Below are 14,947 nucleotides of genomic sequence, written 5' to 3' on the forward strand. Positions count from 1 at the left end.
ACAAGGCCGGCGGAGTGCGCGCCGCAGGCGGCTGCGACGCGCGAATTCAGGCAGCCGTCAGCTCGTTGAGATCGAAATAGCCGTGATAGCCTTCCATGTAGACCGCCGCGCGTTGATTGAACAGCACTACCGCTTCCGTTCGCGTGACGAGATCCCGGTACTCGGGGTGCTTCGAGGTCACGCGCGTGCCGACCGGATAGCGACGATTCCACGCCGCCACCTTATCCGCCGCACTTCGCGCATCCGCCGCCACGGCACCCATCGGCGCTACCGTTGAACCCGTCTCTACCTCGGTAGCGATATGGGCGATCACTTCCGGCGATGTTTGCTGGCGAATGGCCTGCACGAGACGCGTCAGCACGTCGCCATTGCCGAGTTCCTCAAACTCGATCTGTTCGCCACGTCGCGCGGCGACGCCAAGCAGATATTGAATACTGTCACACCAGCGTACGGGGCGATCGATCTGACTGGCGAGCGCCGTATCGATACCGGCCGATTCATAGGGACGCGCTGACACGTTCGAGATCACCGGCACGCTCGGCGCCGCGAAACGAAACGATTGCAGAAAACGTGCGAACTCCTCGCGGGCCGATCGCATGAAGGGGGAGTGAAACGCGCCGCTCGTATTGAGGGGGTAGCAGCGCATGTCGCCAGAATTGAACAGGAGTTGAGCCTTCGCCATCTCGTCGGCCGCACCCGAGATCACGATTTGCGACGGCGTGTTGTAGTTCGCGAGACTCAGCTGCGTCAGGCCGTTCTCGATGAGGGTTCTCTCGATCGTAGCCTGATTCGCATTGACGATCGCGGCCATCGCACCATTCTCAGCGCGCCCCATCAGTTGGCCGCGGAACCGCACCAGTTCGAGTCCCGTCAGGAAATCAAAGCACCCGGCGGCGAGTAACGCATTGAATTCCCCAAGGCTGTGCCCCATCACGAAATCTGGCGGTTTTGCCGCTTCCTCAATTCGAGCGTAATACGCGAGCGCATTCACGACATACAGCGCCGGTTGCGTGAAACGCGTATCCTTCAGCTCGTCGCGCGGATCGTCGAGACAAAGTTTTCGAATCGAATAGCCGAGCATGGTGCTCGCGTCGTCGGTCAATTTTCCGAATCGCTTGAACAGTGCACCGCCCATGCCTTTCGCTTGCGAACCCTGTCCCGGAAACATGAATACCTGCATCGTATCGACTCCTATAAAGCGCCGGCGGCAGCCGCATCGTCGCGACTCACGCATACGGCGGTATTGACGCCGCCGAAGCCGATGCTGAGGTTCAGCGCATGCCGGATTTCGTGCGGCACCGACTGCTGGCGCACCCAGTTGAAATCCGACTCGATCGGATGATTGAGATTACGTGTCGGGTGCAAGCGCCCCGCACGCATCTGCAACAACACAGCGACCAGTTCGACCGCGCCGGCTGCCGAAAGACCGTGGCCGGTGATCGACTTGGTCGCGTTGAGATACGCGTGGTCGAGCCCGCATGCGCGCAGCGCCTGCAATTCGATCACGTCACCGAGTGGCGAGCCGGTACCGTGCGGATTCACGTAGTCGATATCGCGCGCGTCGAGGCGGGCGCGCGCGAGCACGTCGCGGATCACGGCGGTCTCGCCCGCGAACGATGGGTCGGGATTGCGATTGGCATCCAATACCGTACTCCAGCCTGCGATATATCCATAGGGTGCAACGCCGTTCCGATGTCGCGCGTCGTCGCGCTCGATCACGAGCGCCGCGCAGGCCTCGCCATAGACGAATCCGTTTCGCTTCGCATCGAACGGCCGGCTGACCAGCGCCGCCTGTATCCCGTCATGTCCGGGCGCCATCGCGCCGAGCGAACTGAATGCTTGGCACTCCCAGTACGAGAGATCCATCAGCCCGCCGATTGCAATACAAACGTCGACGCGGGCCGAGCGCACCGCCTCGATGGCGTGCAGCACCGCCACCTGACCGCTCGCGGACGCGGCTCCCACTGTCTGCGCGAAGCCGCGGATGCCGAATGCTTCGGAGCAGATGCCGCACATGTCTGTGTCCATGAACGACATCGCGTAGGTCGGGCGCATGAACCCGGCACGCTCGCGATAGGCATCCTGCAGAAGAACCTGTTCGCGTTGCTGCATGTTGCTGCCGCCGATCACGAGACCGATGCGCTCCGGATCGACGTCGCCGAGACACGCGTCACGCCATGCTTCATCGAGTACGGCGAGCGCCGCTTGCGCGGACAAAGACGCAGTGCGCGACAAGCCGCGCGACACCGTCGCCGGGATGGTCAGGGCATCGATCTCCGCGCCGAGAAACGCCGTTGCCGGGACGTCGCCATTCGGCCGCCACTGCCTTCCCGGACGACGCATTGTGTCGAACCGGTGCCGCCCTTCGAGCAGCGCATCGATGAATGCCGCGCGGCCCTGCCCGATCGCCGATACGACGCCGACGCCGCTGACGACGATTGCCGCATCGTCACGCATTCGCATCGATGATGCTCGCGAGTTCGCCGATGTTCTGCGCGTTCGCCATCTTGGCAATGGGGATCTCCCGCGCCAGTACCTCGAGCGTCATCACGATGATCTCGGCGCGATCGACCGAGTTCGCGCCAAGGTTGGACAGTGAATCGCCCGGTGCGAACACATGATCTTCGAGCCCAGGGACAATTTCCCGGGTGTGTTTCGCGATCAATTCCAGAATCTGTTGCTGACTCATGATTCCTCTCTCCTTTTGGCTCGTATCGGATTGTGCGCCACGTCATGTCGGCGCGGACCACGGCGGCAGACCGGGTCAGTCGGGTTCCCACGGCAGCTTTCCCGCGTTGACGTAACGCGAGATGCCTTGCAGGTTGTCCGCGTCGCCGAACACTTCGAGGTTGGCTGCGACCGCCGGCGCGCGCGACATGGCCAGGCTGTCGTCGAGCGAGGCCATATAGCGCTTATAGCGTGTGATCGCATCCTTTTTCAGATGTCGAAGCCGCAACAGATCCCGACGCAGCAGATCACGGCTGTCAGCGCCGCAAACGTCGACTAGCCCCCATTCGCGCGCCTGTGCTGCGCCGATGGGCTGCGTCGTCAGCGTCATGTAGTGCGCCCTCGCGAAGCCGACGCGGCGTATCAGGAACGGCAGCACGCACGCTGGCATCAGCCCGAACAACAGCTCGGACAAGCTGAAGCTCGAAGTCTGTGCGGCGACCACGACATCGCACGCGGCCGCGAATCCGACGCCGCCCGCGTTGGCTCGTCCCTGTACATGTGCGATGCTGACATAGGGGCCTGTCGCGAGCCGCGTCCACAAATCGTAAAGCGGTGCGGGATCCGGCGCCTTCAGCGAATCGCCCGTCGTCAACCTTGCGTCGAGTTGCATGAAATCCGCTCCGACGCAAAATTTGTCGGGCAAACCTTCGATCACGACGATGCGTGTGGATGCTTCGTACTCGTCGAGCACGCTGTCCATTTCGTCGACCAGACGCGCATCGATCGCGTTGCCCGTATCGGGGCGATCGATCCGTATCCGGCAGATGCCATCGTCGAACTGGACGGTCAAGTTCCGCCACGCTCCGTTCAGTTCACCCATTCGTATTCCCGATGGAAATCCCGGATCGACTTCAGGAACAGCGTTGGCCGGCGATGCACGCCGCGCGCGCTTGCCAGTAGCGCAGTATCGACGTCCAGGTTTCGCGTGCCGAAGCGGATCTCGCGACTTCGCTCGAGCACGTCATCGTATTCAGCCATCGTCAAATCTCGGCGTCGATCGAGCTGCTCGCCGATCTCCAGCTCGGCCAGCCTGTGCGTGCCTTCGTGTGTCGCGACGCCGCTGAAGAACTCGGAGCAGCAGCCGGAGCCGTAGGAAAACACGCCGACACGCCGCGGCTCGGAAAAGTCGCCGTGGCGGATGGTGCTCGCGAGCGACAGCGCGGCGGTCGCACCCATGATGTTGCCGACGGACTGGCAGTCGGCGAGGCCCGGCGCCACGCGCTGATCGAAGTCCGCCTCGATCTCGGGCGGCTTCGCCATCACGAGCTTGCGCATCATCGTCCGATGCGCCCCCTTGATCATGCCGCCGAATGGCGTATGAAATGCGAGATACGAGAACGTCGTCGCGAAATCCGCGTCGGCGACTCGCTTGCGATAGTCGAGGAACGCATTCTCGCAGCAGTCGAGGTATGCCAGTAACGACAGGTCCGCATTTCCGGCATCGGCATCCGCCGCCGGACGGCAGGTGTCCATCACCTCGTAACCGTAGCAGCCGTTCGCGCCGGCATCGATCTGGAACACATGCGGCTGGTCGCTGACCAGCATCGCGACCGCGCCTGAGCCGCCGCTCGGCTCGGAAAATGACCAGTCCGCCGATAACGCATCGCCCCCCTTCTCCACCATGAAGCGGGACACATCGCTTGCCAGTACTAATACCTTTCCGCCGGGGTACGTCCGCGACAGAACAAAATTGACCGCCATCTGCAGACCGGCCATACCGGAATAGCAGGCGCCCTTGATTTCGAACATGCGGCAGTGACGGCTCAGCCCGAGTAGATCGTGGCAATACGTGCTCATCGACTTGCTGAAATCGAAGCCCGATTCCGTACAGGTGATCACCATCCGGATCTGGTCGCGCTCCGACTGGGTCAATGCGTCGACAATCGGCATCGCGGCATTGACCGCGAACGTCACCGGGTCCTCGTACGGCAGCGCGACCGTCTTCTCCTTCATCATCAGATTGTTGAAGCGCCGCATGTCGAGCCCACGGTGACGGGCCAGCGCCGTCACGTCCAGGCTGGCTACACCGGCATACAGATTCATTGCTTCGATTCCGACCGTGTTCACGTTCTTCTCTCGCCTTCTCTGGAAATTCATACGGAGCGCGTCACATGCCGTGCGGCTGCTCGCTTTCGATATGGCGTTGGAGCCGACTGAGGACATCGCCCGGCTCGACCTCATGGAAGTCGCGATAACCGCGCGCGAGCAGGAATGCAATCGAATCGCGCCATCGCACAGGATTGAACATCTGATTCACCATCATTGGCCGGTAATCGCCGGCCGGATAAGCATGTGCCGTCCAGTTCGAGACGACTTGCATTCTCAGCGGCCGCAACTCGACGCTCAACAGGAAGTCGGCGAAACGTGCGGCCGGCCCCTTCATACGTACGGAATGAAACGCGCCGCCGACATCGAGCGGAATGAAACTCGCACCCGCGTCTTCAAACCACCGCGCGAGCGTTGGTTCAGTGAGTCGCTCGCGCGTACCCGATATCACACACTGAAGGTGATGATTGAGATTGGCGATCTCCACTTCCGGCGATGATGCATTGTCTTGAATTTCGGCGAGGTGATGGTCCAGTATTTCCCGGACACGTTGCTCATCGATGCCGAGCACCGCGACCATCGCGCCGTCCGGCGCGTCGCTCATCAGGGCCGCCCGCTTCTCGACGATCGCGAGGCCGGTCTCGAAGTCGAATGCGCCGGCCGCGAACAGCGCGGCGAATTCGCCGAGACTGTGTCCAACGGCGACGTCGGGCGAGCGCTCGCCGCTGTCGATTCGGTTCAGGTACGAGAGGCAACTGACGACGTACAGCGCCGGCTGCGTGAAACGTGTTTGACCAAGTTCGCGGCGTGGATCGTCGAGGCACAACTCGGCGATGTCATAGCCGAGCAGGGCACTTGCGCATGCCGTGAGCGCCGGATATGCACCGAATAATTCGCGCCCCATCCCGCGGCGCTGAGAACCTTGCCCTGGGAACAGAAAGACTTTTCTCATGATATGACTCACTCGATGCATGCGTCTTGTGGAAAGAGCGCGCCGACGCGCTCGGACGGTCAGACCGTCACTTCGAGATGCTGCCTCAACCGCTCGTTGAACCAGTCCGCATGCGTCATCGGCAAGTAGTGTCCGGCTTCGTCCAGCAACTCGAACGCGGCGCCGTCGAAGCGCTCCCACAGGCGCCTCGACGCCTCCGGCGGAATCACGCGATCGCGCCCCCCCGCGAGTACCAGCACCGGAAACCTCGGCGCGGCGAGATCCTTCTTCACCGTGGTAGCGCTGGCGCAACGCAGGTAGGCATCGAGGATGCTCGCGTCATAACAAGCCTTGATCGCGAAGTGGTCGCCCTCAAAATGGCGATATACCTCGGGCGCGACCTGCGTCGAGACCTCATGCACCAACTCGCGCATCGCGCGGTCGAGGCCGCCGTTGCCGGGCGCGTCGAGCCCATTCACCAGCGTCATCGACGCTACCCGCTCCGGATCGACCGCTGTCATGCATTCCGCAACGAGCCCCCCCATCGACCAGCCGACGAGATGAACGGGCAAGCCGATGCCGAGTCGATCAAGCGCCGTCCAGATCAACCGGGCGACGTCTGCCAGTGTCCCCGCCGCGGACAACAGCGCGGCGGTGCCGCTGCTCGCCGCGTGGCCTGGGTAATGGCACACGATGATCGAGTAGTCGGCTGCGAATTCGCGCACCTGATGCAGCCAGGCGGTACCCAGGCAGCCCATGGGCGCCAGCAGCAGGAGCGGCGGCTTGCCCGGCGAGACATTGTGCAGAACGTCGAGGATGACATCGTCGTCCAGTTCGAGTAGCGCACGCTCGAAGCCATCGATTTCACCAAACGCCATCCGGTAGTAGCGCGCGAACGGATCGCCGGAAGCCGCGGCCGCGACTCCATCCGCAGCCTCCGCGCGCCGTTCACGATCGCGCAAGGCGGTGCGCAGCGCGTCGACATTGGGGTACCGGTAAGCATCGCCGACACTCAACGTGGCGCCGAGCAACTCGCCCACGTGGCGAATGCGTTGCATGAGCGCCTCTGCATCGGCGGGCGAATTCCCGTCAATGGACGCGTGGCGTTCCGGTCCGCCGATGAGCAGGCGACGTATGCGTACGTCGACCGCGAGATCGCCCGCCGCACGAGCCGGCGTCTGAGCCGCGGCAACGGCGCAGTCCGTGCCGGCTTCGTGTAGCGCCACCGCGCTCGGGAACGGATACGGCGGCAGGTCGGTCAGTGCACCCGGGCGCGTACGGTAGGCTGCTCGCCAATCGATTGAGACGCCATCGAGCCAGAGACGCAGCACGTGCATCCGTTTCCCTTTCTCAAGCCATTGCCGTACCAGCGCCTGCATATCCTCGTCGTCGGAGAAATCGGGGCGGAGCGGATCGACGTGCGCCACGCGGAATTCGGCGAGCGCCGCACACCCCTCCGTTGGATCATCGCTGAACAGCCGCAACTGTCGTTGCAACGCGTCGGATGTCGTCGCCACTACGCCAAAGCGCCACGGTAGCGCGTCGCGTCCCGCCTGCAAGGTGTACGCCATGTCGTGCAGCACCTGCCCTCGCGCATCGGCCATGATGTCGTCCGCCGACGCGCACCGCGCGAGATGGGACGCGAGCGCGCGAGCCTGCGCACGCAGCGCGGTTTCGCTGTGCGCGGACAGCAGGAACAGGCGGGCCGAATCCGGCGGCGACATCCCATCGGGGCGATGGGCCGGGACCGCCACATGTTCCAACAACACGGCATGCGCGTTCGCGCCAGTCGCGCCGAAACTGCTGACGCCCGCGCAGCGAGGCTGGGCATTGTGTGTCGCGGGCCATGGCCGCGCCGCCTCGCCGACCGCTTCCAAGCCGCTGCCTTCGAGATCGACGAGGCGCGTGTCCAGCCATGGCGGATGGCCAGCGATTGTTTGATGCCGCAGCATCAGCGCTGTCTTGATCACGCCGGCCATGCCACCCGCCGCGCCGAGTGCGCCAAGCCGTCCGCCGATCGCGCCGAGCATGCAACGCGGCGCCTCCCGTGGCACGGCTTGCCGTCCCCGCAGTTCGGTGAACGCGTCGCGCAGCGCTTCGCACTCGATCGTGTCGGCCACCACCGTGCCGGCGCCATGCAATTCGATATGGCCTATCCCAGCCGCGCCGACGCCCGCCTGACGATACGCCGCGATCAGCAATTCGCGCTGTGCCTCGACGCTCGGCGCGGCCAAGGACAGCGTACGTCCGCCATGGTTCTCGGCGACCGCGGCGACCACGGCATGAATCCGGTCGCCATCGCGCAGCGCGTCGTCGAGACGCTTCAGCAGGACCATGCCGATCCCACCGTCCATGTTGTCCGATGCGCGAGCCTCCCCGCCGCACGTTGGCGCGATCACATTCACGCCGCCGACGACCACGAGCCCGCAGCGCCGCTGCCTCAGGCGTTCGGCACCGCGCGCAAGCGCGGCCAACGCGCTCGAGCAGCCCGTATCGATAGCTTGACTCGGGCCATGAAAATCAAATTCGAACGAGATTCGGTTCGAGAATGCATGCGATGCGGGCAACGCAACGGGCAGATCGCTCTCCGCCGTCGCGCGCGACGAGACGCCCAGGTAGACCTCGGTATCGCTACCGCGCAGCGTAGCCGGCGCCATTCCCGCGTCCTCGAACAGGTGCCAGACGGTTTCGAGCACCGACACGAGCCCCCGGCCGGACGCCCCCTCCTCGACGTCGGCGCCGAACCATGCTGGCGGGACCCGATCGGCCTGTGTCGCCGCATCCGCGCCGTTCTTATCCGTATCGGCCCGATTCGAAGCAGCCGCCTCGAGGCCACTCGCCTCCTCGTGCGGCGTGATCAGGCGCCGCCTGAATGCATCGAGCGTTTTCGCCCGTGGAAGACGAATCGCCATGCCGACGATCGCGATCGCGTCGGTTCCGGCCGGCCCTCGCGGCAATGAAGCGCTTACCGGCGAGATCGCGCCCGGCCCCGGCTCGTCCCGCCGTGTCACGCGACCGTCGTCTCGCAGACCGGCCGCGAGGTTCGGATAGGTGCGCAGCAAGCCATTCGCCAGTGCGCGGACTGTGCCATGCTCGAAAAATACGGTAGGCATCGTGTCGATCGCGAAACGATCGTTCAAACGGCTTGAAAGCGCCGTGAAGCTGAACGAGTCGAGACCGAACGTCGCAAGATCGTCATCGAGTCCGATCTCGTCCGGATCAATTTTCTGCAATTCGCCGACCCATTCGCGCAGACATTGTTGCAGTGCCAGCGTCGCGTCATCGGTCAAAGCGGTCGGGCTCGCGGCCGGACCCGCCGCTGCTTCGCGCGGCGCGACCATCGTGAGCCGGGTGATTTGCATCACGGGTCGATGCTCGAGATCGGCGATGCGGATGTCGTAGACACGCGTGCGCGCACTGGTGCCCGGTGAGGCTGCACGGATCTCGACCCGCACCTGGCGGGGAAAGGCCCGGTACAGCAAGCATTCGTCGATCCCGTAGGGGATGGCGAGTCCTGCCGCCTCACGGTCGCGTCCGCACAAGTCGACTATCGCGAACAGTAGGCCGAACGCGGTCGAGCGCGCGCCGCCGGCCGAGTCGTCGTTTCCATCTTCACAGGCTAGCGTCAGCCAAGTCGTGTCGGCGCTGCTCTCGCAACCGATGATCCGGATTCCACCCGGCAGGCCCAAGACGTCGCCCGATTCGCGGACGAGCGAGCCAGCGAAGCGCTGGGCGACGTCCGCCTTGCTGAGCGGCGCGCCGGCACGGCGTGCGCGATCGGGCAACGGGTCGGCGTCGGGAACGTCGGCGGTCCAGGTGAGATCGCATTGCGCATAGGGGGCCACGCCTCCTTGCATGCCGTTGCCGCTTTCCAGCGTAGCCGTCCAACAGCCATCGCGGTGGGCGACGCGTAGCGCTGCATCGCGCCCCGGCGTACCGACGAATACCGGCTTCTGCCAGGTGGCCCGGCTGATGCGCAGTGCCGCGGCAGCCTCGTCGCGAGGCAGCGTGTCGGCGATGACCCGCGCCAGATCGAGCAGCGCGACCGCCGGTAACAGGGCTTGCCCATCGATCCGATGATGGCGCAGATAAAGGTCATTCGGTTCGAAACGACAGGAGTAGACGCGCACACCGTCCTCGTCGCGCCAAACGGCAGGCTCGGGCAACGGCACCGGTATCGTGCCGGCCGCATCACGACGCGTCGCGGGGACGGCGCAAGCCGCGACTTCCGACTTCACGCGTCGCGCGCTGTACCCCTCCAGGCGCGCGCAGACATGACCGTCGGCGTCCAACAGATCGACATCGAGCTTCACGACCGGGTTGCCGGCCATGCCCGCGCGCCGTCGCAGCCTGACCCAGCGCACGTGTTCCGACAGACCGGACGTGCGATGGCAACGCAGTCGTTCCAGCGCAAACGGCAGCAACGGCGACAGCCGGCCGTCGAGGTGACCATCATGGTTCGCGTCGAGCGCTGCAGGATCAAAGCCGATCGAGGCCTGCAAAGCGCTGTCGAGCAGGCCGGGAGCGAGCAGGTAGCCCGTGCCGTGCGTGTCCGGTTCGTACGGACGCATGCGCGCCAGCACTTCATCGCCGTCGTAGAACAGCGCGTCGATGCACCGGTGGCTCGGACCATATTCGAAGCCCAATTCGGCAAAGCGCCGATACAGCCGTGCCCCGTCGATCCGTGTACCGCGCGAGTACACGGCCAGTTGCTCAACTTCGACGATGGGCGGAACCGGCATCGTGTCGCGCTGCTCCGGCACGACGATGGCTTGGGCATAGGGTTGCGCGTCGTTGCTGCGGACATCGCCGACGGTCAAGCGAAACACATCGCGGCCGTCTATGCCGGCACGACGAGCCGGCGTCATAGCCGGCTCCATCGTCACCGCAATGTCGGCCGTACCGTCGGACGGGACGAGCGGACGGGTCCAAACGAGGTGTTCGAGCCGGAATCCGGCCGAACACCGTTCGGATTCCGGCATCGCGAGTGTCGCCGCCGCGATGAACATTTCGCAATACGCCGCACCCGGGAGCATCGCGGCGCTCCGCACACGATGGTCGCGAAAGAACGGCTCGTCGCCGGAAAAGGTGCTGAGAAAACGCAGCGCGCGATCGGCCGGGATCAGGCGATGCAACAACGGATGCAGGACGGCTGCAGGCCGGGCACGCGCAGCGGATGACACGCCGGCGAGAGCCGGGGCTGCGCCTGGCGCCGTCGAGCCGCCCTGCGGAGCCGCTCCGTCGCCGTCTTTGCGGGACGCCACCCAGTACCGGGTCGCGGCGAATGGATAGACAGGCAGACTGATCCGGGCGGGCCGCGTGTCGCCATAGCAGGCGGTCCAATTGATCGGCGCGCCGCTGATCCAGCGCGCGGCGATGCGCAAGGGATCGTCTGCTGCCTCGTCGCTGGCCGGGCTGGGCTCGACGCGGCTCGCGGGCGTGACGACACCGGTCAGCAGATGCGCGTCGCCGTGTCCGTCCGCGAGCCACGCGTCGAGCCGTGCGAGCGCCGTGCGCAGCCCGTCGACCTTGAAAGTATCGCCGATCCACAAGGCGAGGCGATGATTGAGCGGCTGCCGGCCGGTCTGCAGCGTGAATGCGATCGACTCGACTCCGGGCTCACGCTGACCATGCAGCCGGTATCCGCCGTCGCGCAGGTAGGCGACGAGGCGCGCGACGCTCTGCCGCAATTGCGCGGCCGTGCGCGCTGACACCACCCAAAGCCGCGCGACGGCCGGCCACCTCGCCTCGACAGCCGGCGCTCGCAGATATTCACGTACCAGCAGATGCCCGTTCACGCCGCCGTAGCCGAAATTGTGTACCGCGGCAACGCGCGGCACTCGGCATCCATCGACCCACTTCGGACGCCATTCGGCATGCGCGGTCAGCAGCCGGCCCGCGAACGGCTCGTCGTGCGGCCAGTTGATCTGGCGATGATGGAGAATCGGCAGCAGCCGGTCGTGGCTCATGCAGAGCAGCACCTTGATCAGTGCGGTCACGCCCGACGCCGCGCCGAGGTGAGCGATATGCCCCTTCACGCTGCCGATGGGTAGCGGCTCGCCGCCCGCCCGGTCGCCGTACAGCGCGTGGTAGGTCTCCAGCTCCATGCGGTCGGTGGACGCGTCGCCGCTGCCCTGCGCCTCCAGATAGTCAACGTCGGCGGGCGACGCGCCGGCCTGGTGAAGGACGCCCCGGATCAACGCTTCGTGCGACGGCGCGTGGGGCGCGGTCAGAAATCGGCCATGGCCGCCGTGCGTCACGTCGACCGCGCGAATCACCCCATGCACGGGATCCCCATCGCGCAACGCAAGACGCAGCGGCTTCAGCAGCACCAGCCCGAGCCCCTCGCCGAACAGATGACCGGATGCATCGCGGTCGAACGGTTTGATGCGGTCGCAGGCGGTCAACATTCCCATTTTGCGGTTCAGCACGAACAGCCCCGGGCTCAACAAGATGTTCACGCCGCCCGCGAGCGCCATCTCGGATGCTCCGCTGCGCAGGCTCGCGACCGCCGCGTGGATCGCCGTCATCGAACTCGAGCACGCGGTATTCAAGGTCATACTGGGGCCGGTGAGGCCGAAGAAGTATGAGACGCGGTTGGTCAGCATCGCGTGGGCGTTGCCGGTGTTGATGTAGGGATCGATGTCGACGTCCGCGTCGGCGATCAACGACAGGTAGTCGTGCTTCTCCGCGCCGAAGAATAGTCCGATCCTTCGACCGCGGACCGAGTCGGGCGCGATTGCCGCATTTTCGAACGCCTCCCATGCGCATTCGAGCAACAGTCGTTGCTGCGGGTCCATCAACTCCGCCTCGCGCGGTGAAATGCTGAAGTGCGCGGCGTCGAAACGGTCGATCGCGGTCAGGAACGCCGCGTAATGACAATCGGTCTTGCCCGGCGCGCCGGCCGCATAGTCCTGCCACCGCCAGCGGTCCGCCGGAATCTCCGTCACAGCATGGCGATCCTCGACGAGGTTGCGCCAGAAATCGGGCAGATCGCTCGCGCCCGGAAAGCGCCCCGCCATGCCGATGATCGCGATTTCCTCGGTCGCGTCCGGTACGGGGCCGGGATTCGTCAGCGCCGACACCGCCACGCGGCGCGCCGGCGCCCGCTCGTGCGCCGGCTCGGTGGCGCGTACGCGCGCGGCGAGATGCGCAGCCAACTCCGCGAGCGTCGCGCAGGACAGAAATAGATCCGCCGCGAGCGGTCCGGTCCGGAAATCACGCGCAATCAATACCGCGAACTCGTTGAGGCTGATCGAATCGAAGCCGAATGTCGACCATGACGTCTCGGCGTCGATGTCAGTCGCCGGCAATTTCAGGATCGTCGAGGCCAGCGCGCGTAACCTGTCGAGCAATGGGTCGCCCTGGGACGGCGCCACTTCGTCCGGTCGCGCGGCTCGCGCGATGTCGGGATCCGAGGATGTCTCCGCCAGCCGAACGCGTAGCCAGTCGTTCAATTCGCGCAGCGTGGGATGATCGAGGAACACGCCGACTTCGAGTTCCAGCCCCGGATAGCGACGGCCGATGGTGCTTGCCAGCTCCGTCAACAGGATCGAGTCGAAGCCATACTCGCTGAACGGCGTGTCGGCATCGATCGCCTCCGGCGCCATCTTCAGCGTCCGCGCAACCAGTTCGCGCAATCCCGAGGCCGGATCGTCCGCCTCGGCGCGAGCGACGGGCCTTTCCGGCGGCTGCGTCGCCAGGAACGCGCGGTCGATCCTGGCACGCTCGCCCGGCAGCACGGCGACCTGCGGTGCCGGACGCGCGAGGAGGGCCAGCAGGCTGTCGACACCCTCGACCGTGCCGAGGGACGTGAGGCCGCTGTCGGCCGCGATCCGTTCGAGGCGGCCCGGATCGGCGCGCATGCCGCCCTCGCGCCAGTAGGGCCAGTTGATGCTGAGGTAGCAACAGCCGCCCGATGCATCGCTGGCCGCCTGCCGCAGCCGGCAGTATTCGTCCATGAAACCGTTGCCGCTGGCGTAGTCGGCCTGGCCCGCGCTGCCGGCCAGCGACGCGACCGAGGAAAAGCAAACGAAGTAGCGCACACCGAGGCCGATCGCGTGGCGATCGAGCCACTGCGTGCCGAGCACCTTCGGCGCGAGCACCGCGCGGATCGCGCGCAACGACTTCGCACGCAGCGGCGCGTCGTCACTACCGCCCGCCGCGTGGAAGACCGCGGCGAGCGGCGTGGCCGCTCCGAGCTCCGCCATCAGCGTGCGCACCTGATCCGGGTCGCTCACGTCGGCGCTCACATAACGCACGGTCGGATGCCGCGCGAGCCAGTCGCGCTGTCGGTCATCCAGCGCGTGAGCCGCGCGGCGGCCGCACAGCACGACGCGCAGCGCGAAATCGGTCGTCAGCCGCTCCGCGATCGCGAGACCGAGTCCGCCCGCCCCTCCCGTGATCAAAACCGTCTCGCCGCACGCCAACGGTCCGACTGTCGGGGCGACGGCGCCATGCGCGTGGGCGACCAGCACGCGCTCACAGCGCCGGCCGTCGATCCATGCAATGTCTCGATGGCGCGCGGGCATCAGTTCGGACAGCTCGCGTGCGGCCAACTCGGGTGTCACGCGGGCCGCGTCTGAGTCGGACAGCCAGACACCGCCGCTCGCAAAGCGGGGACTTTCGAGCACGACACTCTTGGCAAGCCCATGCCATGCGGCGGCGATCGGCAGCGCATGACGCAGTGGCGTCAGATGCAGCAGATGGCAGCGCTCGATACGCCGGGCGAGCAGGTTCCTCAGCAACGCGAATGCCCAGAGCAAGCGCGTCAGATAACGATGCGGCTCGTCAGCCTCCCCCACGGTGCCATCCTGCGCGAGATCGTCGATCAGCAGCACCGCCACGCGGGCGTTCTCGGCCACAGCATCGGGCACGGGATCCTCGTGCGCGGCCTCCGGCGGCTGCGCGCCGGTGTCGATCCACAAGATCCGCGCCGGCGAAAAGGCCGCGGTCAGTCCCTCTCGCCAGTCGGCCGCGAGACTGGCCTCGCCGACCACAAGTACCGCGTCAAACGTCGGCGCCACCTGCCGCTCCTCGCGATACGATCGCGCCTGCCAATCCGGCGTCGCGAAGCGCGGCAGACGCGCCCCGTCGAGACGGTCCCCTGGCACGGCCGCGGCACGGGCGCCGCTTCCGCGCAACGCGTCGCGCAGACTCGCGAGCAACGCGATCCCATCCCGCTCGTCCAGCGTGTCGCTGCGCAGTCGATCGAACCAGTTCTCGAAGTTCTCGGTCATA

At 65.7% G+C, this 14,947-nt stretch carries 7 protein-coding genes; all 7 read right to left on the bottom strand.

Annotated features, from left to right (window positions below):
* Nucleotides 1–46: 46 nt before the first annotated feature.
* The gene (fabD, locus tag AC1RQF_RS21575; RefSeq protein ID WP_273995504.1) at nucleotides 47–1,180 is read right to left on the bottom strand and encodes an ACP S-malonyltransferase; all 1,134 of its coding nucleotides are present in this window, start codon (nucleotides 1,178–1,180) and stop codon (nucleotides 47–49) included.
* A gap of 11 nt (nucleotides 1,181–1,191) precedes the next feature.
* A complete protein-coding gene (locus tag AC1RQF_RS21580) occupies nucleotides 1,192–2,463 on the bottom strand; it encodes a beta-ketoacyl synthase N-terminal-like domain-containing protein (RefSeq protein ID WP_273995506.1) in 1,272 nt (423 codons plus the stop codon).
* Nucleotides 2,450–2,689 (bottom strand): acyl carrier protein, encoded by a 240-nt coding sequence (locus AC1RQF_RS21585; protein ID WP_273995508.1) that lies wholly within the window; start codon nucleotides 2,687–2,689, stop codon nucleotides 2,450–2,452. The genes AC1RQF_RS21580 and AC1RQF_RS21585 overlap by 14 nt, the downstream gene beginning before the upstream one ends.
* Before the next feature lie 75 nt (nucleotides 2,690–2,764).
* A complete protein-coding gene (locus tag AC1RQF_RS21590; protein WP_273995510.1) occupies nucleotides 2,765–3,550 on the bottom strand; it encodes an enoyl-CoA hydratase/isomerase in 786 nt (261 codons plus the stop codon).
* Nucleotides 3,538–4,797, bottom strand: a complete 1,260-nt coding sequence (locus AC1RQF_RS21595; protein ID WP_273995658.1) for a hydroxymethylglutaryl-CoA synthase family protein — start codon at nucleotides 4,795–4,797, stop codon at nucleotides 3,538–3,540. The genes AC1RQF_RS21590 and AC1RQF_RS21595 overlap by 13 nt, the downstream gene beginning before the upstream one ends.
* 40 nt (nucleotides 4,798–4,837) lie before the next feature.
* Nucleotides 4,838–5,728 carry an ACP S-malonyltransferase gene (gene fabD, locus AC1RQF_RS21600; protein WP_273995512.1) on the bottom strand — a complete coding sequence of 297 codons (891 nt, stop codon included), beginning with the start codon at nucleotides 5,726–5,728 and terminating at the stop codon, nucleotides 4,838–4,840.
* A 59-nt stretch (nucleotides 5,729–5,787) separates the two neighbouring features.
* A complete protein-coding gene (locus AC1RQF_RS21605; RefSeq protein ID WP_492872920.1) occupies nucleotides 5,788–14,946 on the bottom strand; it encodes an alpha/beta fold hydrolase in 9,159 nt (3,052 codons plus the stop codon).
* Between the last annotated feature and the right edge of the window lies 1 nt (nucleotide 14,947).

The sequence above is a fragment of the Burkholderia sp. GW821-FHT14F03 genome (genome assembly GCF_058803765.1).

Excerpts from the sequence above, each read along its gene's own strand:
- fabD (WP_273995504.1), bottom strand. The coding sequence starts at position 1,180 with ATGCAGGTATTCATGTTTCCGGGACAGGGTTCGCAAGCGAAAGGCATG.
- AC1RQF_RS21580 (WP_273995506.1), bottom strand. The coding sequence starts at position 2,463 with ATGCGAATGCGTGACGATGCGGCAATCGTCGTCAGCGGCGTCGGCGTC.
- AC1RQF_RS21585 (WP_273995508.1), bottom strand. The coding sequence starts at position 2,689 with ATGAGTCAGCAACAGATTCTGGAATTGATCGCGAAACACACCCGGGAA.
- AC1RQF_RS21590 (WP_273995510.1), bottom strand. The coding sequence starts at position 3,550 with ATGGGTGAACTGAACGGAGCGTGGCGGAACTTGACCGTCCAGTTCGAC.
- fabD (WP_273995512.1), bottom strand. The coding sequence starts at position 5,728 with ATGAGAAAAGTCTTTCTGTTCCCAGGGCAAGGTTCTCAGCGCCGCGGG.
- AC1RQF_RS21605 (WP_492872920.1), bottom strand. The coding sequence starts at position 14,946 with ATGACCGAGAACTTCGAGAACTGGTTCGATCGACTGCGCAGCGACACG.